The organism is Azospirillum melinis, from assembly GCF_013340935.1.
In the GTDB taxonomy this organism is placed as follows: domain Bacteria; phylum Pseudomonadota; class Alphaproteobacteria; order Azospirillales; family Azospirillaceae; genus Azospirillum; species Azospirillum melinis.
Window position 1 is genome coordinate 126292 of record NZ_WHOS01000011.1, and the last position, 24005, is coordinate 150296.

The 24005-nt window shown below is 69.6% G+C and carries 24 protein-coding genes; 12 read left to right on the plus strand and 12 right to left on the minus strand.

The annotated features are described in order from the left end of the window. Nucleotides 1–26: 26 nt before the first annotated feature. Together aceB and pspF are read right to left on the minus strand one after the other, a co-directional pair. Nucleotides 27–1661, minus strand: a complete 1635-nt coding sequence (gene aceB / locus GBZ48_RS11010; RefSeq protein WP_246307123.1) for a malate synthase A — start codon at nt 1659–1661, stop codon at nt 27–29. A 90-nt stretch (nt 1662–1751) separates the two neighbouring features. Continuing rightward, on the minus strand, nt 1752–2777 hold the full coding sequence (gene pspF / locus GBZ48_RS11015) for a phage shock protein operon transcriptional activator (protein WP_174471083.1): 1026 nt from the start codon (nt 2775–2777) through the stop codon (nt 1752–1754). 178 nt (nt 2778–2955) lie between these two features. Between pspF and GBZ48_RS11020 the strand changes: the two genes are divergently transcribed. From GBZ48_RS11020 to pspC, 4 genes are all read left to right on the plus strand, one after another. After that, entirely contained in the window at nt 2956–3120 is a 165-nt protein-coding gene (locus GBZ48_RS11020; protein WP_169055040.1) for a hypothetical protein, read from the plus strand. A gap of 17 nt (nt 3121–3137) precedes the next feature. Continuing rightward, complete coding sequence (gene pspA / locus GBZ48_RS11025; RefSeq protein ID WP_174471084.1) at nt 3138–3809, plus strand: phage shock protein PspA; 672 nt, start codon at nt 3138–3140, stop codon at nt 3807–3809. A gap of 81 nt (nt 3810–3890) precedes the next feature. Then, complete coding sequence (pspB, locus tag GBZ48_RS11030) at nt 3891–4118, plus strand: envelope stress response membrane protein PspB (RefSeq protein ID WP_109051986.1); 228 nt, start codon at nt 3891–3893, stop codon at nt 4116–4118. Between the two features lie 62 nt (nt 4119–4180). Next, entirely contained in the window at nt 4181–4582 is a 402-nt protein-coding gene (gene pspC / locus GBZ48_RS11035; protein ID WP_098739034.1) for an envelope stress response membrane protein PspC, read from the plus strand. Nucleotides 4583–4662: 80 nt separating this feature from the next. Here the strand turns inward: pspC and GBZ48_RS36700 are convergent, their stop codons facing one another. Beyond that, on the minus strand, nt 4663–4791 hold the full coding sequence (locus GBZ48_RS36700) for a hypothetical protein (protein WP_256379242.1): 129 nt from the start codon (nt 4789–4791) through the stop codon (nt 4663–4665). Between the two features lie 268 nt (nt 4792–5059). On the opposite strand from GBZ48_RS36700, the gene GBZ48_RS11040 reads away from it, so the two are divergent. Next, complete coding sequence (locus tag GBZ48_RS11040) at nt 5060–5626, plus strand: MAPEG family protein (protein WP_174471085.1); 567 nt, start codon at nt 5060–5062, stop codon at nt 5624–5626. Here the strand turns inward: GBZ48_RS11040 and GBZ48_RS11045 are convergent. Next, nucleotides 5565–6515, minus strand: coding sequence for a glycosyltransferase family 2 protein (locus tag GBZ48_RS11045; protein ID WP_174471086.1), 951 nt, complete (start codon nt 6513–6515; stop codon nt 5565–5567). The two genes, GBZ48_RS11040 and GBZ48_RS11045, sit on opposite strands and share 62 nt — an antisense overlap. Next, nucleotides 6512–7921 (minus strand): hypothetical protein, encoded by a 1410-nt coding sequence (locus GBZ48_RS11050; RefSeq protein WP_174471087.1) that lies wholly within the window; start codon nt 7919–7921, stop codon nt 6512–6514. Before GBZ48_RS11050 ends, GBZ48_RS11045 begins: the two co-directional genes overlap by 4 nt. 352 nt (nt 7922–8273) lie before the next feature. On the opposite strand from GBZ48_RS11050, the gene GBZ48_RS11055 reads away from it, so the two are divergent. Then, the gene (locus GBZ48_RS11055) at nt 8274–10106 is read left to right on the plus strand and encodes a right-handed parallel beta-helix repeat-containing protein (RefSeq protein WP_246307124.1); all 1833 of its coding nucleotides are present in this window, start codon (nt 8274–8276) and stop codon (nt 10104–10106) included. 132 nt (nt 10107–10238) lie between these two features. Here the strand turns inward: GBZ48_RS11055 and GBZ48_RS11060 are convergent, their stop codons facing one another. The 4 genes from GBZ48_RS11060 to hemC all read right to left on the minus strand — a co-directional run bounded on the left by GBZ48_RS11060 (nt 10239) and on the right by hemC (nt 15201). Next, nucleotides 10239–11588 (minus strand): heme biosynthesis protein HemY, encoded by a 1350-nt coding sequence (locus GBZ48_RS11060; protein WP_174471089.1) that lies wholly within the window; start codon nt 11586–11588, stop codon nt 10239–10241. After that, nucleotides 11585–13330, minus strand: coding sequence for a mitofilin family membrane protein (locus tag GBZ48_RS11065; protein WP_174471090.1), 1746 nt, complete (start codon nt 13328–13330; stop codon nt 11585–11587). The genes GBZ48_RS11060 and GBZ48_RS11065 overlap by 4 nt, the downstream gene beginning before the upstream one ends. A 135-nt stretch (nt 13331–13465) precedes the next feature. Continuing rightward, on the minus strand, nt 13466–14236 hold the full coding sequence (locus GBZ48_RS11070; RefSeq protein ID WP_174471091.1) for a uroporphyrinogen-III synthase: 771 nt from the start codon (nt 14234–14236) through the stop codon (nt 13466–13468). Nucleotides 14237–14262: 26 nt separating this feature from the next. After that, a complete protein-coding gene (gene hemC, locus GBZ48_RS11075) occupies nt 14263–15201 on the minus strand; it encodes a hydroxymethylbilane synthase (protein ID WP_174471092.1) in 939 nt (312 codons plus the stop codon). Nucleotides 15202–15356: 155 nt separating this feature from the next. Here hemC and tsaD point away from each other — a divergent pair, with 155 nt between their 5' ends. From tsaD to GBZ48_RS11090, 3 genes are all read left to right on the plus strand, one after another. Continuing rightward, nucleotides 15357–16442 carry a tRNA (adenosine(37)-N6)-threonylcarbamoyltransferase complex transferase subunit TsaD gene (tsaD, locus tag GBZ48_RS11080; RefSeq protein ID WP_174471093.1) on the plus strand — a complete coding sequence of 362 codons (1086 nt, stop codon included), beginning with the start codon at nt 15357–15359 and terminating at the stop codon, nt 16440–16442. 47 nt (nt 16443–16489) lie between these two features. Further along, complete coding sequence (locus tag GBZ48_RS11085; protein WP_174471094.1) at nt 16490–17509, plus strand: NAD(P)H-dependent glycerol-3-phosphate dehydrogenase; 1020 nt, start codon at nt 16490–16492, stop codon at nt 17507–17509. Between the two features lie 86 nt (nt 17510–17595). Next, the gene (locus GBZ48_RS11090) at nt 17596–18051 is read left to right on the plus strand and encodes a DUF2141 domain-containing protein (RefSeq protein WP_174471095.1); all 456 of its coding nucleotides are present in this window, start codon (nt 17596–17598) and stop codon (nt 18049–18051) included. Between the two features lie 295 nt (nt 18052–18346). Here the strand turns inward: GBZ48_RS11090 and GBZ48_RS11095 are convergent, their stop codons facing one another. Both GBZ48_RS11095 and GBZ48_RS11100 read right to left on the minus strand, forming a co-directional pair. Further along, the gene (locus GBZ48_RS11095; protein WP_174471096.1) at nt 18347–18535 is read right to left on the minus strand and encodes a hypothetical protein; all 189 of its coding nucleotides are present in this window, start codon (nt 18533–18535) and stop codon (nt 18347–18349) included. A gap of 119 nt (nt 18536–18654) precedes the next feature. Further along, entirely contained in the window at nt 18655–20148 is a 1494-nt protein-coding gene (locus GBZ48_RS11100; RefSeq protein WP_174471097.1) for a sensor histidine kinase, read from the minus strand. Between the two features lie 130 nt (nt 20149–20278). Between GBZ48_RS11100 and GBZ48_RS11105 the strand changes: the two genes are divergently transcribed. Both GBZ48_RS11105 and rfaE1 read left to right on the plus strand, forming a co-directional pair. Continuing rightward, entirely contained in the window at nt 20279–20593 is a 315-nt protein-coding gene (locus GBZ48_RS11105) for a hypothetical protein (RefSeq protein ID WP_174471098.1), read from the plus strand. Nucleotides 20594–20662: 69 nt separating this feature from the next. Beyond that, complete coding sequence (gene rfaE1, locus GBZ48_RS11110) at nt 20663–22108, plus strand: D-glycero-beta-D-manno-heptose-7-phosphate kinase (protein ID WP_174471099.1); 1446 nt, start codon at nt 20663–20665, stop codon at nt 22106–22108. 49 nt (nt 22109–22157) lie between these two features. On the opposite strand, the gene GBZ48_RS11115 is transcribed toward rfaE1, so the two are convergent. Continuing rightward, nucleotides 22158–22316, minus strand: a complete 159-nt coding sequence (locus GBZ48_RS11115) for an entericidin A/B family lipoprotein (RefSeq protein ID WP_042692070.1) — start codon at nt 22314–22316, stop codon at nt 22158–22160. A 282-nt stretch (nt 22317–22598) separates the two neighbouring features. Between GBZ48_RS11115 and lpdA the strand changes: the two genes are divergently transcribed. Continuing rightward, on the plus strand, nt 22599–23996 hold the full coding sequence (lpdA, locus tag GBZ48_RS11120; protein WP_174471100.1) for a dihydrolipoyl dehydrogenase: 1398 nt from the start codon (nt 22599–22601) through the stop codon (nt 23994–23996). Nucleotides 23997–24005: the final 9 nt, after the last annotated feature.

The window sequence follows — 24005 nt, forward strand, 5'->3', positions numbered from 1 at the left end:
CTGCGTCCCCCTGCCGCGTTTTCCCTTTACGCCCCCTCCGCCACCACGCGCTCATAGGCCGGCAGGGTCAGGAAGTCGGTGAAGTCCTCCCGCGCGACCAGATCGCGGAACAGGGACGCGGCGTCGGCGTAGCGGCCTTTGGCATAAGCGTCGGCGCCGACGTGGGTTTCCCAGGCCGACAACTCCTCGGCGACGATGCGGTCGACGAGGTCCGGCGTCACAACCCGTCCGTCGTCCAGCGCGGTGCCGGTGTGGACCCACTGCCAGACCTGGGTGCGGCTGATCTCCGCCGTGGCGGCGTCCTCCATCAGGTTGAACAGCGGGACGCAGCCCTGGCCGCGCAGCCATGCCTCGATATAGCCGATGCCGACCGCCACATTGTTGCGCAGGCCGGCCTCGGTCTTCGGCCCGGCGGGCACCGCCAGCAGGTCGGCGGCGGTGACGGTCACGTCGGTGCGCTTGCGGGCGATCTGGTTCGGCGTCGGCATGTAGGCGTCGAACACCTCGCGCGCCACCGGAACCAGTCCGGGATGGGCGACCCAGGTGCCGTCATGGCCGTTGGACGCCTCGCGCTCCTTGTCGGCGCGCACGCGGGAGAAGGCGACCTCGTTGGCCTCATGGTTGTCCTTGACCGGGATGAAGGCGGCCATGCCGCCGATGGCCGGCGCGCCGCGGCGGTGGCAGGTCCGGATCGCCAGCTGGCTGTAGGCCGACAGGAAGGGGGTGGCCATCGTCACCTCCGCCCGGTCGGGCATGACGGCGGCGGGGTCCTTGCGGAACTTCTTGATGAAGCTGAAGATATAGTCCCAGCGGCCGCAGTTCAGGCCGGCGGAATGCTCGCGCAGCTCATACAGGATCTCGTCCATCTCGAAGGCGGCGAGGATGGTCTCGATCAGCACCGTCGCCTTGATCGAGCCGTGCGGCAGGTGGAGATACTCCTCCGCCACCAGGAAGACCTCGCGCCACAGCCGCGCCTCGAAATGGCTTTCCAGCTTGGGCAGGTAGAAATAGGGACCGCTGCCGCGCGCCAGCAGCTCCTTGGCGTTGTGGAAGACATGCAGACCGAAGTCGAACAGCGCGCCCGACATCGGCTCGCCGTCCATCAGCACATGGCGTTCCTCCAGATGCCAGCCGCGTGGCCGGACCTTGAGCACCGCGGTCTTGTCGCTGAGGCGGTATTTCTTCCCGCTGGCGGGATCCTCGTGGGTGATGGTCCGGCGCACCGCGTCGCGGATGTTGATCTGCCCCTCGACCAGATTGGTCCAGGTCGGGCAGGTCGCATCCTCGTAATCGGCCATGAATACTCTGGCGCCGCTGTTCAGCGCGTTGATGACCATCTTGCGGTCGACCGGGCCGGTGATCTCCACCCGGCGGTCGAGCAGGTCGACGGGCAGCGGGCTGATCGTCCAGTCGGCCTCGCGGATCGCGCGGGTTTCCGGCGGGAAGTCGGGCTTGTGGCCCTGGTCGAGCAAAGCCTGCCGCTTGGTCCGCACATCGAGCAGCCGCAGCCGTTCGCCGCCGAAGCGCCCCTCCAGCTCCGCCAGGAAGGCCATCGCCTCCGGCGTCAGGATCTCCTCGAAACCGGGGTTGATCGGACCGCGGACCTCGAGACCTGAAATGACTTGGCCTGAAACGATTGGGCCGGACATGCTGGTGGCCATCGTGCTGCTCCCCATCCCGTAGCGTGGCGAACCGCTCTCCCGGCGGTTGGCACCCGGTATAACACGGGAAACGGATGGCCCGGGGACGGCCTAAGGTCGCAGATGGGCCGGCGGGATCAGCCCATGCTTCTTCAGCATGCCACGCAGCTGGTGATAGCCCAGCCCCAGCGACTCGGCGGTCTGGCGCTGGTTGAAGCGGTTGCGCTCCAGCGCTTCGTGCAGGATCGAAGCCTCGAAGGCGCGGACCTGATCGAGGATGCCGCCGTCGAAGGCGGGGGCGGGGGCGGGGGCGTTCGCCTGGGGAGACGCCGCCTCCGGACGGGCAGTCGGGGCCACGGCCGGACGCCAGGGCGACTCGAAGGGATCGAGGACGATGTGGTCGAGCGGCTCGTCGGGATCGGCGGCAGCGACGGAGCGCTCCACCGCGTTGCGCAACTCGCGCACGTTGCCGGGCCAGTCATGGCCGCGCAGCCGGTCGAGTGCGGCGTCGGTGAAGCCGGGGAACAGCGGGCGCTGCAACTCGCGCACCATGCCCAGCGCGAAATGCTCGGCCAGCGGCGGGATGTCGTCGGGGCGGGCGCGCAGCGGCGGCAGGGTCACCACGTCGAAGGCCAGCCGGTCCAGCAGGTCGGCGCGGAAGCGGCCGGCGGCGGCCAGCGCCGGCAGGTCGGCGTTGGTGGCGCCGACAACCCGCACATCGACGGTGGCGGTGCGGCCGCCGACCCGCTCGATCTCGCCATACTCGACGGCGCGCAGCAGCTTTTCCTGAACGGCGGGAGAGGCGGTGGCGATCTCGTCGAGGAACAGGGTGCCGCCGTCCGCCTGCTCGATCCGGCCGATCTGCCGGCGGGTGGCGCCGGTGAAGGCCCCGGCCTCATGCCCGAACAGCTCCGAATCCAGAAGCGACTCCGGCAGGGCCGCGCAGTTCACCTTGACGAAGGGACGGTCCCACCGCTGCGACAGGTAGTGCAGCCGGGCGGCGATCAGCTCCTTGCCGGTCCCGCGCTCCCCGATCACCAGCACCGGGCGCTCCAGCGGCGCCACCCGCGACACATGGGTGAGCGTGGCGAGGAAGGCCGGCGATTCGCCGAGGAGGGAGGGCGGAGTGACCGTCATCGCGGATTTTGCCGTTTGTTCGCCAGTTCGGCGATTGTATCGTCAAAATGGCGATGCAGCAATCCATGGGGTGAGTGGTTCGAATCGCCGGATGTCCAGGCGTTCCAACGGGTTGGGCGCTTTTCGGCCGGATTGGCACGCCCGTTGCGATAGCTCTGGCATGGCAAGGAGGTCATCCATGAGCGACTTCAGCGATTTCCGCCGCCGCTACGGCGGTGACCGCTTCAACACCACGCAAGGCCGCCCGCTGGCGCGCCGCGTGCGCAACTATCTCGCCACCCGGCCGGCCGAAAGCTGGCTGTTCTTCTTCGCCGGCATCGTCGCCGGCGCCATCCTCGGCTGATTGACGGGACACGTATCATGAGCATCTTTTCGCGCCTGACCGACATCGTGCAGTCGAACCTCAACTCCCTGCTCGACCGCGCCGAGGAGCCGGAGAAGCTGATCCGCCTGATCATTCAGGAGATGGAAGACACGCTGGTCGAGGTGCGCTCCTCCACCGTCAAGATCATCGCGGAGAAGAAGGAGATCGAACGCCGCGTCGCCGATCTCCGCCGCGAGCGCGACGAGTGGGACCGCAAGGCCGAGGTGGCGCTGACCGCCGGCCGCGAGGATCTCGCCAAGGGCGCCCTGATGGCCAAGTCGAAGGTCGCCGAGCAGGCCGACACGCTGACCGAACAGCTGGTGCAGGTCGAAGCGGCCCTGACCAAGGCCAACGAGGATATCGGCCGCCTGCAGGCCAAGCTGACCGACGCCAAGGCCCGCGAGAAGGCGCTTGTCGCCCGCACCCAGACCGCGGCCAACCGCGTCAAGGTGCGCGGCGCCCTGCATGACGAGCGCATCAATGAGGCGCTGTCGCGCTTCGAGCAGGTCGAACGCAACCTGGACGAGCTGGAGGGCCGCGTCGAGTCCTACGACATCGGCCGCACCAAGAGCCTGACCGAGGAGATCGCCGAGCTTGAGGCGAGCCAGAAGGTCGAGGAGGATCTGGCCGCGCTGAAGGCCCGTGTCGCCGCCCGCCGCAACGGCTGACGGCGGATCGGACCCGGCTGCCGGGGTGGGGCTTTGAGGCCCCACCCCCTCCCCTCACGACAATAAGAAGGCCCGACGACCATGGGGTTCCTGGGTTTCGTCCTCGCGGTGCTGTTCCTGGTGGTGGTGGCGCCGGTCTGGATCGTCTTCCACTACATCACCAAATGGCGCTCGCAGCGCGGGCTGTCCGCGCAGGACGAACGGCTTCTGGCCGAGCTGTGGGAAATCTCCAACCGGCTGGAAACCCGCGTCCATGCGCTGGAACGTGTGCTGGACGCCGAGGCGCCGAACTGGCGCAACAAGCTGTGACGGTGGTTTGCCGGCTGTAGCGCGCCTTTTCAGGCTGTGTCATTCAATTCTTGGGAGGAGTCATGGACCGCGCGTCCCCCTACGACTCGCCGAATCCGCACCGGCTCTACCGCGACCCGCAGCGCGGGGTGCTGGGTGGGGTGTGTACGGGCATCGCCGATTACTTCGGGATGCAGCCGGGCGTCGTCCGGCTGGCGATGCTGGTCGCCCTGTTCTTCTTTTCGGTGCCGCTGGTGATCGCCTATGTGATCGCGCTGATGGTGCTGCCGGTGCGTCCGCCGCAGCTGTACCGCGATGCCGAGGAAGAGGCGTTCTGGCGGACGGTGTCGACCAAGCCCGACCGCACGCTCGCCGGTCTGACCCAGCGCTTCCGCGACATGGAGAAGCGGATCGTCGGGATGGAAGCCTACGTCGCTTCGAAGGAATTCGAGTTGAACCGCGCGATCCGCGATCTGGATCGCTGATTGCCCTGGGATTTCCCTTGGATTTCCCCGCGACAGTCCGGTCCGCCGATCCCCGACCGGGGGTCGGGGGGCCGGTGACGTCAGCGCCGCTGGCGGCGCCGGTCGCGGACGCGGATCGGAATCGGTTTGGGTGTCGGCATCGTGGCGATCAGACCGGCCAACGCCGCAGCCGTCGCCACCGCACCACCCAGCAGAACGAGATCCATCATAGGCCCTCCACCATCGAGATCCCCGCGTTCACCCACATGGTGAAGCAGATGGTTACAACATGGTAGCGAAAAGAGAGGCTGGCAACATCTCCGACACTGCGGTCGCCCCTAGGTCACACCGGCAGGGGACACCCGCGGCGGCGTCCAGGCCTTGATCCAAATCACGGACTGGGCCGTTATTGGTCGAAAGGACAGAGCGCCGTCCTTTCCAGATGGGAAGGGGCAGGCGCTTTGTCGAATCCCCGCCCTGTGACGGAGCCCCGCGCGCATGTCCGACAGCAACCTTCAGCAACGCGCCTCCCGCCGGCGCAAATCCCTGCTCCGCGGCGCCCTGATGCTGAACGGGGTGTCGGTCGTCGTGACCGCGCTGCTGTTCGTCCTGTTGCTGTCGCTGGTGGCGCCGCCGATGGGCCTGAATGCGCCCGGTGCGCGGATGGCGCTGTGGGCCCGGCTGGCGCTGTGGCCGGCGCTGCTGCTGTTCGGCATGGTCGTCGGCGTGATGGCGATGCGCGGCCGCACCCAGGCCTTCAATCCGATCGAGGATCCCGAGTCGCGCGGCCAGCGCGTCTGCCAGCGGGTGCTGGCCAACAGCGTGGAGCAGTCCGCCATCTTCGTGCCGGCGCTGGCAGCCCTGGTCGCCACCCTGCCGCAGCCCTCGCTGGGGGCCGCGGTGGTGGCGACCGGACTGTTCGTGCTGGGGCGGCTGCTGTTCTGGGCGGGATATCTGGTGCATCCCTTCGCGCGGGCACCGGGCATGGCGATGACGCTGACCATCAATCTGATCGTGCTGGGCTGGGCCGTTCTGCTGCAACTGGGCGGGATGCAGCCCGGCTGACGGGCTTGTCCGCGGATGGGGCGCTGGCCGGAGCCGCGGTCTTCGCCAGATGCAGCCAGCGGTTATAGGCGTCCACGCTGACCGGCGCCCGGTGCTTCCGCCCGATGCGGACGATCTCCGGCAGGGCCAGAAGCACCTTCAGGTCGGTCAGGCGCGGGCCGTTGCGCAGATTCTTCCAGCTGTTGCCGGCCCAGGATCGGGCCAGCCGCCACGCCATCAGCGAGGAGGGGCAGCGCGCCACCTCGCGGATCAGGTCGTTGCGGTGGTTATAGAAGCGCTCCATCCCCGGCTTGCGACCCTTCTCGCTCTTGTCGTGATAGACCATGATGTCGGGCAATGCCACGACGCGGTAGCCGGCGCCGACCAGCCGCAGGCAGCGGTCCTTCTCCTCGCCCTGGCGGTAGAGTTCGGGCATGTAGAGGCCGACCTGCTCCACGGCGCTGCGCCGCAGCAGATGGCCGCAGCCGACATACCAGGGAACGTCGAACGGAGCGGCGCCCTTGGGGAAATAGACCAGCCCGTCGCGCGTCTCGATGTTGCAGGCGACGGCAGCGACCTCCGGATTCTCCTCCAGATAGGCGACGCAGCGGGCGAGCCCGTCGGCATCCTCGAACCAGCTGTCGTCGTCGACCGACAGGATGCAATCGCCGCTGGTATTTACGAAACCGAAATTGCGGGCCAGGATCAGCCCGCCGTTGTGCGGCTGGCGGACGTAGCGGACGGTGGGAAATTCCGCCCGCATCATGGCACCGGTGCCGTCGGTGGAGCCGTCGTCGATGACGATGATCTCCATCGGCGGGGTGGTCTGGTTCATCAGCCGGGTCAGCGCGATGCGCAGCTCCGGCCCGCGGTTGTAGGTGGCGATGACGGCGCTGACGCTCAGCGTCATGACGGCCTCCTTCCGACATAATTGGGCGGTGCCACCACCGGGCGAAGCGGGTCGTCGTCCAGGATGCCCCAGGCGCGGAGCGCCCGGGTCAGCCCGATCCACAGCAGGATCGGCAGCAGCGAGAAGAAGCCGAACTTCACGATGGTGATGTTGCCGTCGCGGAACCATTGCAGGCACAGCGGCAGAAAGGCGCAATAGAACAGCACGGCATAGCGGTTGCGGAATCCGCTGGTCCAGAACCAGCGGTGCAGGCGGCCGAGGATCAGGCCGACCACCACCATGGTGACGACCATGCCGATCCAGCCGGCGCTCATCCAGCCGTCGCCGGGCAGCGAGGTGGTCAGGTTGTAGAAGACGCCGTAGTCGTTCAGATCCACCCATTTCACCGGCGCGCCCACCGGCTTGCCCGGCCACAGCAGGCGGGGGATCGGTTCGGTGAACAGCTGCAGATACTGGGTGAACCAGGTGTAGGTCGCCGACTGTTTCGGCACCACCCACAGGATGTAGGCGAGGAAATCGAAGTTGGCGAGATCCTGGCCGGCCAGCGCGTCGAGCGCCCGGCCGCTGCCGCTGCCGCCGTTAAACTTCAGCAGGACGGAGGCGGGCGCGTCGCCGGCCAGCACGTCGCGGAAGGCGTCGCGGTTGTTGCCCAGCACGGTGAACAGCCCCATCACCGGGATGGCGGCCAGCACATGCCACAGCCGGAACCACTTGGTGCGGCTGCGGTACAGCATCAGCAGCACCAGCCCGAGGATGCCCATGATGATGGCCCAGCGGCCCCAGCCCAGATAGGCGCGGTAGGCCACGAAGCCGGCGAAGGGGATGAAGGACAGCGGGTGGAAGCGGCACACCCAGATCAGCCCCAGCGTCAGCGGCAGGCCCATCGAATGGGCTTCCGCAATGTAGCCGGTGGTGTTGGTGTAGATCGGCTGGCCGGTCAGCGGGTCGCGTTCCATCTGCACGTCGCCGGTGCCGTCGAAGCTGGCGCCGCCCTGGCGCTGGACCGCCGAATAGATGGCGAGCGGACCCAGCAGCGCCGCGGTGGTCAGGAAGGCGACGATGTCGACGCGGTCGAAGGTGAAGGTCGGCGCCGGCTCGCCGTTCGGGCTCCAGTCGGGCCGGACCAGACCGGCCCAGATGCAGGCGGCGGCAAAGGCGATCAACGCCACCGAACTGACCACCAGCGTCATCACGAACTGCTGCTCATCCGGCCAGAACCCCATGAACAGCCAGACATCGTCGAAATGCTGGGTGTGGACCAGGACCGGCCGCATGACGAAGACCAGGGTGTGGAAGATCAGGTACAGCGTCATCGGATGGAACATCGACGCGCTGCCGGAGCTGAGGTACACCGCGGTCACCAGCACCAGCACCAGGACCTGCGCGATCAGCGCCATTTCGATCATCGGCAAACCGTCCCCGGTTGTAGGCTCCGCCTGAACAGACGGGCGATCCGCAGGCAAACGGGTACGACCGGCCGGTCAGGCTAGGATGAAAAGCCAGCCTATACGTCCCGTCCCGGTCGGGCAGGTGTGCAGAGGGCGTGGCCCCTTCGCACCCGCACACCCCCTTCGCGCTTTTGCCGGTGCCGTTGGCCTGGGTCAGTCTCCCCCCTTCGGCGGCATCTGCCGCTGTCTTGGAGGAGGTTCTCCCATGTTCCGTTCCCAAACTCGTCTTCGGAGTGGAGCGGCCCAAATCCTGCCTCGGGTTTTGCTGACGTCTGCGTTTCTGCTGACTGCCGCCGGATGGGGGCCGGCCATGGCGGCGGAAACGACCTTCTACGTCTCGCCCACCGGCAACGACCGCTGGTCGGGACGACTCTCGCAGCCGTCGGCCGACGGGCGCGACGGTCCGTTCGCCACACCGGCCCGTGCGCTGGCCGCCGCCAAGGGAAGCGGCCCGGCGACCGTGCGGCTGCATGGCGGCACCTATCGGCTGACGGCACCGCTGGTGGTCGATGCATCGCTGCCGGGGCTGCGGCTGGCCGCGGTGGACGGCGAGCAGCCGGTGCTGTCGGGGGGCGAGACGGTCGGCGGCGCGCAGACGGCCAACGGCGTGCTGTCGGCGCCGCTGGCGCGCGATCCGGCGCTGGACGTGTCCATCGGCGGCCCCGGTGAAAGGTTGCGCCTGGATGCGGCGCGCAGCGGCGATTTCACTCCCGGCGATCCGCGCAGCGGCTGGTTCCCGGCCAAGGCGGTGCAGTCCGATCCCAAGAGCCAGGGGAGCAAGCGGCAGATGCGGCTGCCCTCCGGCGTGCTGAAGGCCGGCTGGGCCGGGCCGGGGGTGCGGGCGCAGGCGCTGGACCGCGAACGGCTGTCCGACGACCTGCTGGGGGTGGTGTCGGCCGATCCCGGCGGGCTGCTAAGCTTCGACGGCGACGGGCAGTATCCGTACCGCGACGGCTCGACCGTGCGGCTGCTCGGCCATCCCGACTTCCTGACGCGGCCGGGCGAGTTCGCCTGGGACGCCAGGACGAAGCGCCTGCTGGTCAGGCCGCCGACCGGGCTGAACGCCGCGGGGGCGGACCTCGTGGTGGCGCGGCAGCCGGTGCTGCTGCGGCTGGACAATGCCCGCAACGTGTCGGTCGAGGGGCTGACCTTCACCGACGTACCGTGGGACGGCAATGCGGTGGTGGTGAAGGGCGGCAGCGGGGCCAGGGTCGCCGGCAACCGCTTCGCCCTGGTCGGCACGGCGGTGATGCTGGACGGTGCCAGCCGGACCGAGGTGTCGGGCAACCGGATGGAGCATCTCGGCCGGTCCGGCGTGGTGCTGGCGCCGGGCAGCAGCGACAACCGCATCCTGGCCAACCGCATCAGCGACATCGGTGAGGTGCGCTTCTTCAGCGGCGGCGTGATGGGCGCCGGCATCCGCAACACGCTGATCGCCCACAACGACATCCGGCGGTCGGCCCGCTACGGCATCTCGATCAAGAACTGGAACCCGCAGACGGTGAACAGCGACAACACCATCGAGTTCAACCGCATCCGCGACACCTCGCGGCAGACCGCCGACGCCGGCGCCATCGAGATGTTGGGCCGCAGCGGCAACGACACCCGCAGCTTCGTCCGCTTCAACGACATCCGCGACACCGGTGGCCTCGCCACCGATGCGCAGGGGCGCTGGCTGGCCCGCTACAAGGGCTTCGGCATCTATCTGGACGACATGACCAGCGGCGTGACGGTGCAGGGCAACCTGCTGGAGAACACCGGGATGGCGGCGATCTTCCTGCACGGCGGCGACAACAACCGGGTGGCCGACAACATCACGGTGATGAATGACGGCAAGGACCGCTTCCTGCGGCTGGAATGGGTGCCCAGCGCCGGACAGGCCGGGCGGATGCACGGCAATGTCGCCGACGGTAATGTCGTGGCCGGCCCGTCGCCAAAGGATCAGCTCGTCAACAGCCTGTCGGGCGGCGAGTACCGCATCGACAACACCAGGCTGGAGAGTGCAGCGCCCGTTGCCGAGACCGCCGGCATCGCCGGTGCCGCCAGGGCAGCGTCTGCGCCGGCCGGGGGGCGCCTGCTGGACCGGCTGCTGGCGATGAAGGAACTGCCGCTGGACCGCGTCGGGCCGGAGGGGATGCGGTAGGGCTGCAACGCCCAATGGGGAGATCGCAGGCGCAGTGGACGGGAGACCGTTGATGCCTGCGACTGTCCCTTAAAGAAAAAGCGCCCTTCCCGGTGGGGAAGGGCGCTTTTTTCCGTGCTGTGCAACGATCCCTTACGCGGTTGCCGGACGGGCCAGCGCTGGGGGGATGTCGGTCGGTTCCATCACAGGGACGGCCACCGTCGGGGTCTTCCAGGTCAGGCTGTCGAAGGCGCCGCAATGGCCGCACAGGCCACCCCAGTTGTGGCTGACCGCCCCGCAGGAGCCGCAGGTCCACACAGGATCCTCGGGCGCGGCGGCGGCCTGGGCCAGCCAGTCCTTCGCAGCCTCCTCGTCATGACGCTCGCCGCGGTCCAGCTCGGCCATCAGGCGATAGGTGCGGCGGGTCGGGCCGATCTCCATGGCACGGTTCAGGTGCTGGCGCGCCTCGCCCCACAGCTGGGCCTCGATGGCGGCCTGGGCGACGGCGAGATGCGATTCGGCCGAATCGGGGGCCTGACGCACCAGCTTCTGGAACAGACGCACGCGGGTCAGCGCGTCATAGCTGGAAACGATGGTCCTGTAGATGTCGGCCAGTTCCGGGTGCGGCGCGTGGCGCCACGCCCGCTCGACCACCTTGGCGGCCGGCTTCAACCGGTCGGCGGCGACCTGGAGACGGGCCAGACGCACGGCGGCGGGGGCGAAGCCGGGCATCATGTCGTGCGCCGCCTGGGCGTGCGACAGGGCGGCGTCGGCCCGGCCGCGGCGCTCCGCCTCGAAGCTGCGCTCCAGCAGCAGGACGGCGCGGTGGCGGCGGCCCTCCTCGGTCGGGATGGCGCCGGACTGGATCGCCTGCTGCAGGGTGCCTTCGGCGGCAGCCCAGTCCCCGGCCTGCGCCTCCAGGTCATAGAGGGTGCTGAGCAGCCAGGGCGTGTTGGGCTGGAGCCCGCGCGCCTTGCGGGCGAGGTTCAGCGCCTCCACCCGGTCGCCCGACTTGATCGCCTGGGTCAGCAGCCCGCGCATGCCGAGGAAGGCGGTTTCCGGCCGCTCCAGCATCGCTTCGAAATACTGACGGGCGGCGCGCTCGTCGCCCTGCAGCTGGGCGGCCTGGGCCGACAGCAGCATGGTCAGCGGCGGCTCGTTCAGCAGCCCGTCGGCCTTGCGCGCCATCTTGCGCGCGGTCGGCGCGTCGCCGGCGGCGATGGCGACCATGCCCTGGGTCAGGGCGCGGTAGCCGCGTTCGCGGCGGCGGGCCCGGCTGTGGCGGCGGATGCGTTGCGGCGTACGGATCATGCCGCGGAGCAGACGGTAGCCCAGCGCCGCGATGCCCAGCGCCACCAGCGTGACCAGCAGGGCAACCCAGAAGGGCGCCTCGACGGCGTAGCCCAGCCAATGGACGCTGACGGTGCCGGGACGGTCGGCGAGCCAGATCGCGGCGGCGATGACCACCGCGACCTTGAGAAGGAACCAGAGGGCGCGGATCATTGGGCCGTCCCCTTTCCGCCGGCGGCGGTGGTCATCAGGGCGATGGCGCGGTCGTTCAACTGGCGGGCGGCCTGATCGGCTGCCACACGCGCCTTGGCGTCGGCCAGCCACGGCGCGGCGGTCTGGGCGGCCGGACCCTGGAGGGTCGACAGCTCTTCCACCGCCTTGGCCAGATTGCCGGCGGAGAGAGCGGCCTCGGCACGGGCTACGACGGCGTCGGCGGTGGTGCCGACCACCCCGCCGCCCTCACGGCGCACGGTGACCAGGGTGGACAGCTTGCCGACCGCCGAGTCGATCCAGCTGTTGCCCTCGCCGCGGATTTCGGCGCGGACGATCTCGCCGGCCAGCGGCTGGAAACGGTCGGTCAGCTGGGCGCGGGTCGGGATGCCCTTGGCGGCATAGGGCGCCACGGCGTCGAGCGGCTGGGTCACGCCGGCATCGGCGATGTTGAGCGCACGGACGGCCTGGAGGTCCTGCTGGAACGGCTGCCCGCCCGACAGCGAGGCGCGCAGCTGCCCGGCGGCCAGCACCAGCGCCTGGGCGGCGGTGGCGGCATCCTGCCGCTCGCTGACGGCCTGGTTGACGCTGGTGACCTGCTGCTTGAGCGCATCGATCTCGCCACGCAGCTCCTGCGCGGCCTGGGCGTTGCCGGAGGAGGCTGTGACCTTCTGCTCCAGGGCGGCGAGGCGGTCGGCCAGCGCCTTCTGGGCATCGGCGACGCCGGTATCGGGGGTGGCGGCCGGGCGCTTCTCCAGCGCGTCGATCCGCTGGGTCAGCGCGGAGACGTCGACGCTTGCATTGCCGTTGCCGGCGGCTGCGGCCGGGCGCTGCTCCAGCTTGCCGACGCGGTCGGCCAGCTGCTGGATCTGCGAACGCAGCGCCGGATCGGCCGGTGCGGGCGCGCTGCCGGAAGCGGCGGGCGGCGGGGACGTCGGCCAGCCGGGCAGGGCCGGACCCCACCAGGGCTCCGACAGGGCAGCGGCACCGACGAGCAGGGCCACGACCGACAGGGCGGTGGCGAAACCGCCGCCGGAGCGTGGCTCCTCGATATAGGACGGGGTCGGGGCGATGGTCGGACGCACCGGCTCGGCATCGGCGCTGCGGCTGTAGCCCGCGCTGCCGGTGGTGCCGGAGGGCGTCCAGCTGGTGGTCGAAGAGGTCGTCTTCGCCCCGTCCGACTTGATGGAATCCGTCTTCGCGTTCTCGGCCTTCTCCGCGTCGCTCTTCGGCAGGTCGCCCAGGCTGTCGGTGGCGCCGATGGGCGTGGCCGGCGGGATCAGGGCGTCGGCGGATTGCAGCTCGGTCACCGCACCGGCGGTCGCGCTGGGGGCCGGGGTGTCGGCGTCGGAAATGGTGCTGGGAATGGTGTCGGCCGGGGAGGCGGCCGGGATCGGCTCGACCACCGGAACCACGTCGATTGTGGTAACGGGCGGGATGGTGACGGCGGCTGCGGAGGCATCCGTCGGACGGTCCTCGCTGGGGGTTGCCGCGTCCAGGTCGGCGTCGTCCAGCTTGATGCGGTGCTTGGCGGCGGCGGCACGCAGGTCGGCATGGCGGGCCAGCGGGATGGCGCCGCGCTTCTTCCAGCCCTGGACCGTCGTCACCGGGGTGTCCAGCTTGTGGGCCATCGGGCGGATGCCGCCGAAACGTTCGACGATGCGGTCGACCGCCGCATTGCCGGTGTTGGCGCCGTCGCCGTCACGGTCGGTGCCGGGGCGTTCGGAGCCTGGACGAGAGGTCATGGGCTGTACCTTCGGTTCGCTGTTGTTCGTTGTAACGTCACAGCCCCCTGACCGGTCCCCCTCGTCCCCCGTACGGCTGACCCGACCATCCGGAAGCACCGGAGGCGTAAGCCGTACGGCCGGACCGCGCCGGGGTTATCCGGCGACCGGCAACAGATCGAGCAGCGAGTCCTGCTCCGGTCGAGCCGCCACCCGTACGCTTCGCCACGGCATCGCTCCCTGTTCGCCGTACGCACGGGCAGCCTCCGCGACCGCGGGGCTGAGGCAGAACGCATCGACCGTACGACAACAATCGACCAGCCCCGCCTCGGCCAGCAGCCTAACAAAGGATGCAGCGGTACGGGGAGAGAAAAACAACACGCCGTCGAGTGCGGACGTACGCAAAAATGTCGCGGTATCGTCCGAGAGGGTTAGTGCGGGTACGGCGTCGTACATCACGCTGCGGCGCAGCGTGAACCCGTCCGCCGCCAGCAGGCCGGCAAGGTCGCCCGCCACCTTGCTTCCCGCCACATGCAGCAGGGCCCCCGCGGCTGGATCGCGCATCGCCCGCACGCGCTCGGCCAGCGCGTACACGTCGCCCGACGCGCTGTCCACATCCGCGAAGCCGGCCGCCCTGGCCGCCCGCGCCGTGGCGTCTCCGACGGCCTGCACCGGACGGTCACGCCGGCTCGTACGTTTGGCGTATGCGCGTACGCCGTTTGCGCTGGTGAACAGCAACGCTTGTACGTCCGAAAGGTCGGGTTCCGGCCCGTCGAACCAGACCATCGACAGCATCGGCTCCACCGCCGCCGCATGGCCGAGTGCTTCCAGCCGGCGGACCAGAGGCTCGGCATCCTCCGCCGGGCGGGTCACCAGCAGGCGCGTACGAGGCTGCCGGCGAGGCGGTTCGGGCTGCTTTTCCGTCATGCGGAAAACCTGACCGGAGCGAGGGATCAGTGGGGGGAGGCGACGAAGAAATCGGGCGGCAGCTGCGCCCGGATCTCGGCGCCGGCATCGCCGCCGAGCGACTCGGCATCGGCCGACCGGCCGCGGCGTTCGGTCCGGAAGATGATGCTCCCGTCATGCGACAGCACTTTGGCGCGCAGATGCAGTTCGCCGCCGTCAAGCACCGCCAGCGCGGCGATGGGCGTGCGGCAGGAGCCGTCCAGCGCGGCCAGCAGGGCGCGCTCCGCCGTGACGCGGACCATGGTCTCATCACAGTTCAGCGGAGCCAGCAGCGCGCGGGTGGCGCCGTCGTCGCTGCGGATCTCGATGCCGATGGCGCCCTGGGCCACCGCCGGCAGCATGGTTTCCGGTTCCAGCACCGCGGTGATGCGGTCGGTCAGGCCGAGGCGGCGCAGGCCGGCCAGCGCCAGCAGGGTGGCGTCGACCTCGCCGGCGTCCAGCTTGGACAGGCGGGTCTGCACGTTGCCGCGCAGCGGGAAGATCTTCAGGTCGGGGCGCAGTTCCAGAACCTGGGCCTGACGGCGCAGGCCGGCGGTGCCGACCACGGCGCCGGCCGGCAGATCGGCAAGACCGCCGCCGGTGCGGGAGAAGAAGGCGTCGCGCGGATCCTCGCGCGGCAGCAGGGTGGCGATCTCCAGCCCGTCGGGAAGCTGGGTGGGCACGTCCTTCATCGAATGGACGGCAAGGTCGGCGCGGCCGTCGAACAGCGCCTCCTCCAGTTCCTTGGTGAACAGGCCCTTGCCGCCCGCCTCCGCCAGGGTGCGGTCGAGGATGCGGTCGCCGGTGGTCTTGAAGACGACGATCTCGATGGCGCCGGGCGCGGCGAGATGCGGATGGGCTGCGATCAGGCGGTCGCGGGTTTCATGGGCCTGCGCCAGCGCCAGCGGGCTGCCGCGCGTCCCGATACGGAGCGGGTGGGTCGTCATAGGGCGTGTTCTAGGGGATCCGCGCAGCTTTGCAAGGATTCGTCTGCCCTCCATACGTAAGATTGAGGCGGATCAAATTTGCGGATCAAATGTCAGGCGCGGCAGCCCGCAACTCCATCCTGTACCCGGACCGCCAAGGCGGCTAATTTGGCGCCATGATCGTTCTTGGAATCGAAACGAGCTGCGACGAGACGGCCGCTGCCGTCGTCACCGACGCGCGCGAAATCCGCGCCGACGTTGTGCTGTCGCAACTGGACGACCACACGCCCTATGGCGGCGTCGTCCCGGAAATCGCCGCCCGCGCCCATCTGGAACATCTGGACGGGCTGATCCGCCGCGCCATGAGCGAGGCCGGGATCGGCTTTGGCGATCTGGATGCGGTGGCGGCCACCGGCGGGCCGGGGCTGATCGGTGGCGTCATCGTCGGCGTGATGACCGCCAAAGCCATCGCCGCGGCGCGCGGGCTGCCCTTCGTCGCGGTGAACCATCTGGAAGGCCACGCGCTGACCGCGCGGCTGACCGACAATGTCGCCTTTCCCTACCTGCTGCTGCTGGTCTCGGGCGGACATTGCCAGCTTCTGGCGGTCGAGGGGGTGGGGCGCTACCGCCGGCTCGGCACCACCATCGACGATGCGGTCGGCGAGGCGTTCGACAAGACCGCCAAGCTGCTGGGGCTGGGCTATCCCGGCGGGCCGCTGGTGGAAAAGGCGGCGGCGCGGGCCACCAACCCGGCGCGCTTCGAGTTGCCGCGGCCGATGCTGGGGCGTCCGGGCTGCGACTTTTCCTTCTCCGGGCTGAAGACCGCGGTGCGGCGGCATGTGGAGGAGTTGGGCGTCCTGTCGGGCGGCATCCTGTCGGATGCGGATCGCGACGACCTCGCCGCCGCCTTCCAGGCGACGGTGGCGGAGGTGCTGGCCGACCGTTGCGCCCGCGCCATCCGCCGCTTCAAGGAGGACCATCCGCAGGGCGGCGCCCTGGTGGTCGCCGGCGGCGTGGCGGCCAACAGGGCGATCCGCAGCCGGCTGTCGACGCTGGCGGAGACGCATCGCATGCCGTTCGTCGCCCCGCCGCTGCGCCTGTGCACCGACAATGCGGCGATGATCGCCTGGGCCGGGATCGAGCGCTTCCGCATGGGCGAGAGCGACCCGCTGAACTTCGCCCCCCGTCCGCGCTGGCCGCTGGACCCGAACGCCGCGCCGGTGATCGGGCGTGCAGGCGTGGGGGCGGGGGTGAAGGCGTGACGAGTGTGCGCATACCCCTCTGTTTTTTCACGCGTGAGTGATCTGCCATGAGTGCCTTGCCCATCTCCCCCCTCAACCGCATCGGCGTCGTCGGTGGCGGCGCCTGGGGCACGGCGCTGGCGCTGGCGGCGCTGCGGGCCGGGCGCGAGACGCTGCTGTGGGCGCGCGAGCCGGCGGTGGTGGAGGCGATGAGCATCCGCCGCGAGAACCGCGATTATCTCCCCGGCGTGCCACTGCCCGATGCGCTGCGGGTCACCGGCGAGCTGGCCGATCTGGGCAGCTGCGATGCGGTGCTGCTGGTGTCGCCGGCTCAGCATGCGCGCAGCGTCACCGCGCGGATGGCGCCAATTCTGAAGCCGGGGGCGCCGGTCGTCGTCTGCGCCAAGGGGATCGAGCTGGACAGCCATGCGCTGATGAGCGAGGCGGTGGCGGCATCGCTGCCGGCCGGCAATCCGGTGGCGATCCTGTCCGGCCCGACCTTTGCGGCGGAGGTGGCGCGCGGGCTGCCGACCGCGGTGACGCTGGCCTGTGCCGACGAAGACCTGGGCACGGCGTTGGTCGCGGCGCTGGGCAGCCGCACCTTCCGGCCCTACCGCTCGGACGATGTCGTCGGCTCGCAGATCGGCGGGGCGGTGAAGAATGTGTTGGCCATCGCCTGTGGCGTGGTCGAGGGGCGGCGGCTGGGCGACAATGCGCGGGCGGCGCTGATCACGCGCGGGCTGGCGGAGATCACCCGGCTGGCGCTGGCGCTCGGCGGCCGGGCCGAGACGTTGATGGGGCTGTCGGGGCTGGGCGACCTGACGCTGACCTGCTCCAGCCTGCAGTCGCGCAACATGTCGCTGGGGGCGGCGCTGGGCGAGGGCAAGGCGCTGTCCGAGATCCTGGCGGTGCGCCGCTCGGTGGCGGAGGGCGTCTATACCGCCGCTGCGGTGGTCGGGCTGGCCGGGAAGCTGGGTGTCGACATGCCGATCTGTGCCGCCGTCGATGCCATCTTGAACCGTGGCGCCGGGCTGGACGAGACCATCGACGGGCTGCTGTCCCGGCCGTTCCGCGGAGAGGGCGTTTAAGGGACGGGCTGATCTGCGGTCGTCATGGTCGCGTACTGTACCGCGAAGCACCCGGCCGGTCGGGTGCCGCCAGGGGAGAACGGGGAATGACGGCACGGCGACGGTTCGCGCGTTGGTCCACAAGGGTGATCGTCCCGGTGACGCTGCTGGCGCTGGCTGCCGTGGGATCGGCCTCGGCCGGGGAACTCCGCGCGACCGTCCGCAACGTCAAGCCCAACCAGGGCAAGGTGATGGTCGCGCTGTTCGACAGCGCTGAGGCGCAGAAGGCGAAGGCGCCGCGCGCCGGCTATTTCGCCGCGGCGCTGGGGACCGAGGTGCAGGTGGTGTTCCCCGACCTGCCGGCGGGGCGCTATGGGCTGATCGCCTTCCAGGATCTCGACAACAATGGGGAGATGGCCACCGGCCTGTTCGGCATCCCGGCCGAACCGCACGGGTTCAGCCGCTCCGCCCGCGGCAGCTTCGGTCCGCCGGGCTTCGACGATTACGCGGTGGCGGTTGGGGCCTCCGGCGTCGCGACGACGGAGATCCGGCTGGTCGAGTGACGGGCCGACGACAGCGTCTTCACACCTGCGCCACCAGGAACAGCAGCCGGGACAACTGTCCGGCTCCGCAGCCGAGATCGACGATTGTGCGCGGCGTCGGGGAGTAAGGGAAGCGCCGCCGTCAGGTCCATGACGGGACGGCGGCGCAGGACATCGATGGTCGCGAAGGCGTTGGGGTTCGCCGTTGTTGCCCATGTCATAGAGCATGTCATGTGGCACCCGCATCGTTGGGCGCCTGCCCCCCGGGTGGTTTGGTTCACCCGGCCTTCGCGTTACCGGTCGCCTGGCGCGACCGTCAGTGGGCGGAGCCCAGACGGTCGAAATAGCGGCCGATCGACGCGAAGATGAAGAGCACGCAGCCGAGGAAAACGATCAGGCCGCCGGCCGCGAAGGCTTCGTCCGCCGCGCGCGAGGAGGCGAGCAGCCCGACGAAAGCCATGATGCCGGCGAGGATGGGGTTGATCCAGAAGGAGAAGGCTTTCACGTCGCGGAGTCCTTTCAGAACAAGGCGTTGGCGGTGGGGAAGCGCCCGCCTCCCGCCCCGCCGGGCTGCTCGCGAACGCTTCGGCTTTGAAGGAATTCTGCGGGACGAACCCGGCAGAATCAATGCGACACAAACGACTTGTGCGCTGCAACGGCTACAGCACCGGTGTCCGCATTGCATTGCGGTATGTCAAGGGCGAAGGCGGTTCCGGCGGCGTCGCTTTCCACCAGCCGCAACTCACCGCCATGGGCGCGCAGCACCTCCCGCGCGATGGCGAGGCCAAGGCCCACTCCGCCGGCCCGCGCCGATCCGGCGAAGGGCTGGAACAGGTTCTCCCGTGCCCGCGGCGCAAGTCCGGGACCGTTGTCCGCGACGGTCAGGGTCAGCCGGCTTGCCGGTTCGGCCTGGATGGAGATGCGCACCCGGTCGGCGCCGGCCTGCACCGCGTTGCGGCCGAGATTGACCAGAGCGCGGCCAAGCTGGGCGGCATCGACCTGCGCCAGCGTGCCGGTGGGAACCTCGTTGACCCAGTCCGCCTCCACCCGGCCGCCGTCGGGGCGGGCGGTGGCGAGAACCTCGGCCCCGACCTCCTCCACCAGCCGGCGCAGATCCGTCCGGGCGGGAGAAAGCGGCAGGACGCCGTCGCGGGTGAAGGACAGGGTCTGGCTGCACAGTTCCACCGCCCGGTCCAGCGAGGCGACCAGCCGCGGCGTCACCCGCCGCACCTCGGGATCGGCGCTCTCGGTCAGCCGCTCCGACAGGAGGGAGGCGGTGGACAGGATGCCGCGCAGGTCGTGGTTGATCTTCGCCACCGCGGTGCCCAGCGTGGCGAGCCGCTCGCGTTGGCGCAGGGCGGCGCGCACCGTGCCCTGCATGGCGGCCAACTCGCGCTCCGCCACGCCGATCTCGTCGGCGCGGGTGCCGGGCACCAGCGGCGGGGCGCCGTCGGGATCGCGGCGGAAGGCGACGACCTCGGCGGTCAGGCGCCGCATCGGCCGCACCAGCAGGGCATGCAGCGTGACATAGACCAGGATCGCCGCGATCAGCGAGATGGCGACCGACACCGCCAGGATACGGCGGGAGAAGTCGAGCATGGCATCGATCAGCGGCTGCTCGTCCATCGTCACCTCGACGCGCTGAGCCGGGTCGTTGGGAGACCGGTCGATCACCCGGATCACCCGGTTGCGCTGCAGCCCGACGGCTCCCCCCAGCGCTTCCCCCAGGGCGCCTTCCAGGGCGAGCCACAGGGCGTTGCCGGCATCGACGAACTGCATGCCCATGCCGGTGCCGCGCAGGTCGTACACCGCATCGGCCTGCGGCGGCATCGGACGCGACAGCATGTAGACGCGGGCACCCGGCTGGATCAGGTCGATGACGTGGGTGCCGGTGTAGGCCAGCAGCTTGGCCTGCAATTCCTTCGTCACCATCAGGTCGGGGGCGGCCTCCACCGACAGCGCCGCGATGTGGGCGGCGGCCAGCCGCTCTTCCAGGTAGCTCATCCGGAAGCGCGCGATGGAGGGGGCGTAGATCAGCACCTCCGCCAGCAGCACGAACAGGATGGTGAGCAGCAGAAGCTTGGCCGACAGGCTGGTCGCGACGGTGGGGCGGGGCATGGTGGCTCGCAATGTGCCGGATGCACCGGCGGAGAGGGCGCGTGACCTTACGCGCCGGACAGTCATCCACTACACTGAGCGACCGTCAACGGCTCGGATGTCGGAAGGCGGCGGAACCGGAGGGCATGCGATGCGGGGCTTTTTGAAATACGAAGCGGTGGTGGCCATGGAGCGCAATGCGGCTCTGACCGCGGTCGCCGACGCGCTGGGGGCTGCCGGCGGCTGGATCGTCGACCACACGCTGTTCTCCGACGTCATGGCGACCGTCCGTTTCGCGCTGCCGGGCGACCAGACCGGACTGTTCGAAACCGCGCTGGCCGATGCCGGCCTGATGGTCGAACCGGCTGCGGGGACTGCCGGTGCGGAGGAGGTGAACGGGGCCATCACCCTGACCTTCGCCCGCGGAACCGGCGATCTGCGCCGGGACGTTCCCGCTTTTTCCTGACGCCTTCATTCCTGCCGGCGCAAACTTGTCCTCTGGCGTTACCGCTTTGGCGTTGGTAAGACAGGCGCCATGAGCGACCTTGCCCGTCACATCGACACCCTGTCGCGCGCCAACGTGCTGTGCCTTGGCGACGTGATGCTTGACCGTTTCGTCTATGGTTCGGTGGACCGGGTGTCGCCGGAGGCGCCGATTCCCGTCCTGCGCGTGGACCGCGAAGTGCCCAAGCTGGGCGGCGCCGGCAACGTCGCAGCCAATCTGGTGGCGCTGGAGGCGGACTGCCGCTTCGTTTCAGTGGTCGGGCGCGATGGCGTCGGCACCGATCTGCTGGCCCTGCTGCGGCGCGAGGGCGTCAGCGACAGCACCATCGTGATGGAGGACGGGCGCCAGACCACGGTGAAGACCCGCTTCATTGCCGGCCAGCAGCAGCTTCTGCGCACCGACATCGAGACGGTGGTCCCGATCACCGTGACCGACCGCGTCCTGGAGCGGGTGCGTGACCTGCTGCCCGAGGTGGGCGGCGTCATCCTGTCCGACTATGGCAAGGGCGTGCTGACCGACGAGCTGGTGGTGGCGGTGATCGCCGCCGCGCGGCAGGCCGGGCGCACCGTGGTGGTCGATCCGAAGGGGCGCGACTACCGCCGCTATCGCGGGGCCGACATCGTCACGCCGAACCGCAAGGAGCTGATGGAGGCCACCGGTCTCCCGGCGCGCACCGACGAGGAGGTGATCGCCGCCGCCCGCCACCTGATCGCCACCTGCGGCATCGGCGCCGTCGTCGCCACCCGCAGCGAGCAGGGCATGTCGGTGGTGACCGCCGGGGATGCGGTGCATCTGCCGGCCGAGGCGCGCGAGGTGTTCGACGTTTCCGGCGCCGGTGACACCGTGGTGGCGACGCTGACCGCCGCGCTGTCGGTGGGGATCGATCTGGTCGATTCGGCGCGGCTTGCCAATCTGGCGGCCGGCATCGTCGTGGGCAAGGTCGGCACGGCGGTGGTCCGCTCGGCCGAACTGCTGTCCGGCCTGCACGAGCAGCAGTGGCGCCATGGCGAGGAAAAGGTTCTGACCCGCGACGCCGCGGCGGAACGGGCGGAGCGCTGGCGGTTGCGCGGCAAGCGGGTCGGCTTCACCAACGGCTGCTTCGACCTGCTGCACCCCGGCCATATCTCGTTGCTGAAGCAGGCCCGCGCCGCCTGCGACGTGCTGGTGGTCGGGTTGAACAGCGATGCGTCGGTGAAGCGGCTGAAGGGCGAAAGCCGGCCGGTCCAGAACGAGACGGCGCGCGCCACGGTTCTGGCGTCGCTGGGTTGCGTCGATCTGGTGGTGATCTTCGGCGAGGACACGCCGGAGACGCTGATCCACGCCCTGCGTCCGGACGTGCTGGTCAAGGGAGCCGACTACACCATCGCGACGGTGGTGGGGGCGGATTTCGTCCAGAGCTATGGCGGAAAAGTGGTGCTGGCCGAGCTGGTCCAGGGACAGAGCACGACCAACACCATCAAGCGCATGAAGGGCTGAGGGGGAAACCGCGGCTGGCGGTCGGTCCCCCATCGGCCCTGTCGGCCACTTACATCTTCTTCTGGACGTTGTCGGCGCCACGCTCAATGGCGCGGCCACCGGCCTGCACGTCCTGGCCGGCGCCCTCGACCGTGTTGCAGGCGGCCAGCGTGGTGCCCAGCAGGGTGCCCAGGACGGCGAGCAGGGCGAACTTCTTGATGGTGGTCATGGCGGTGGTCTCCGTTGCGGTGGCGATGTGATGCCGACAGGAACGCAAGCGGGGCCGTGAAGGTTTCCGGAATCGAAGGGGGAGGGGCCTTGCGCAAAAGGGGTGCCCTTCGGCTTCGCCGTTCCCGGTTCCGGCCGCAACCCTGCGTCCAGAGACGAAGTGTCCCGTTGCCACGGGGCGTGAGCGCGGGCATAAATCGCCCCGCGGATGATCCCGCGTGCCCTCCCCGCTGGATGGGACGGCTTTTGGCAACGAGCAAGAATGGCGAAAGGAAAGCCTCTCATGGCTGAAAGCACTTTTGACGTCGTTGTGATCGGCGGCGGCCCCGGCGGGTATGTCTGCGCGATCCGCGCGGCGCAGCTCGGCTTCAAGGTCGCCTGCGTCGAGAAGCGGGGGACGCTGGGCGGCACCTGCCTGAATGTCGGCTGCATCCCGTCCAAGGCTCTGCTGGCGGCGTCGGAGAAGTTCGAGGAAGCGGCCCACGGCCTCGCCAAGTTCGGCATCAAGGTCGGCGGCGTCGAACTCGACCTGCTGGGCATGCAGGCCCACAAGGACAAGGTCGTCAAGGACAACGTCACCGGCATCGAGTTCCTGTTCAAGAAGAACAAGATCGCCTGGCTGAAGGGTGCCGGCAGGATCACCGCCGCCAACACCGTCGAGGTCGAGGGCGTCGGCGCCATCACCGCGTCGAAGGCGATCGTCATCGCCACCGGGTCGGATGTGACCCCGCTGCCGGGCATCGCCATCGACGAGAAGCGCGTGGTGTCCTCCACCGGCGCCCTGTCGCTGCCGGAGGTGCCGAAGCATCTGGTCGTCATCGGCGGCGGCGTGATCGGGCTGGAGCTGGGCTCGGTCTGGGGCCGCCTCGGCGCCAAGGTGACGGTGGTCGAGTATCTCGACCGCGTGCTGCCGACCATGGACAACGAGCTGTCCAAGCAGGCCCAGCGCATCTTCGCCAAGCAGGGCATGGACTTCAAGCTGAGCACCAAGGTGACCGGCGCGTCCGTGACCGAGACCGGCGTGACCCTGACGGTCGAGCCCGCCGCCGGCGGTGCCGCGCAGACCATCGAGGCCGACACCGTCTTGGTCGCCATCGGCCGCCGCCCCTACACCGAAGGCCTCGGCCTGGAGGCGGTGGGCGTCGAGCTGGAGCGAGGCCGCGTCAAGATCGACGGCCATTTCCAGACCAACGTGCCGGGCATCTACGCCATCGGCGACGTGGTCGAAGGCCCGATGCTGGCCCACAAGGCCGAGGAAGAAGGCGTGGCGCTGGCCGAACAGCTGGCCGGCCAGAAAAGCCATGTCAACCACGACCTGGTTCCCGGCGTCGTCTACACCTGGCCGGAAGTCGCCGCCGTCGGCAAGACCGAGGAGCAGCTGAAGGCCGCGGGCGTCGCCTACAAGGCCGGCAAGTTCCCGTTCACCGCCAACGGCCGCGCCCGGGCCGGCGGCAACACCGACGGCTTCGTGAAGATCCTGTCGGATGCCGCCACCGATCAGGTGCTGGGCGTCCACATGATCGGCCCGAACGTGTCGGAGATGATCGGCGAGCTGGTGCTGGCCATGGAGTTCAGCGCGTCGGCCGAAGACGTCGCCCGCACCTGCCACGCCCACCCGACTTTGTCGGAAGCGGTCAAGGAAGCGGCGCTGGCGGTGGACGGGCGTCCGCTGCACATCTGATCCCTGAAC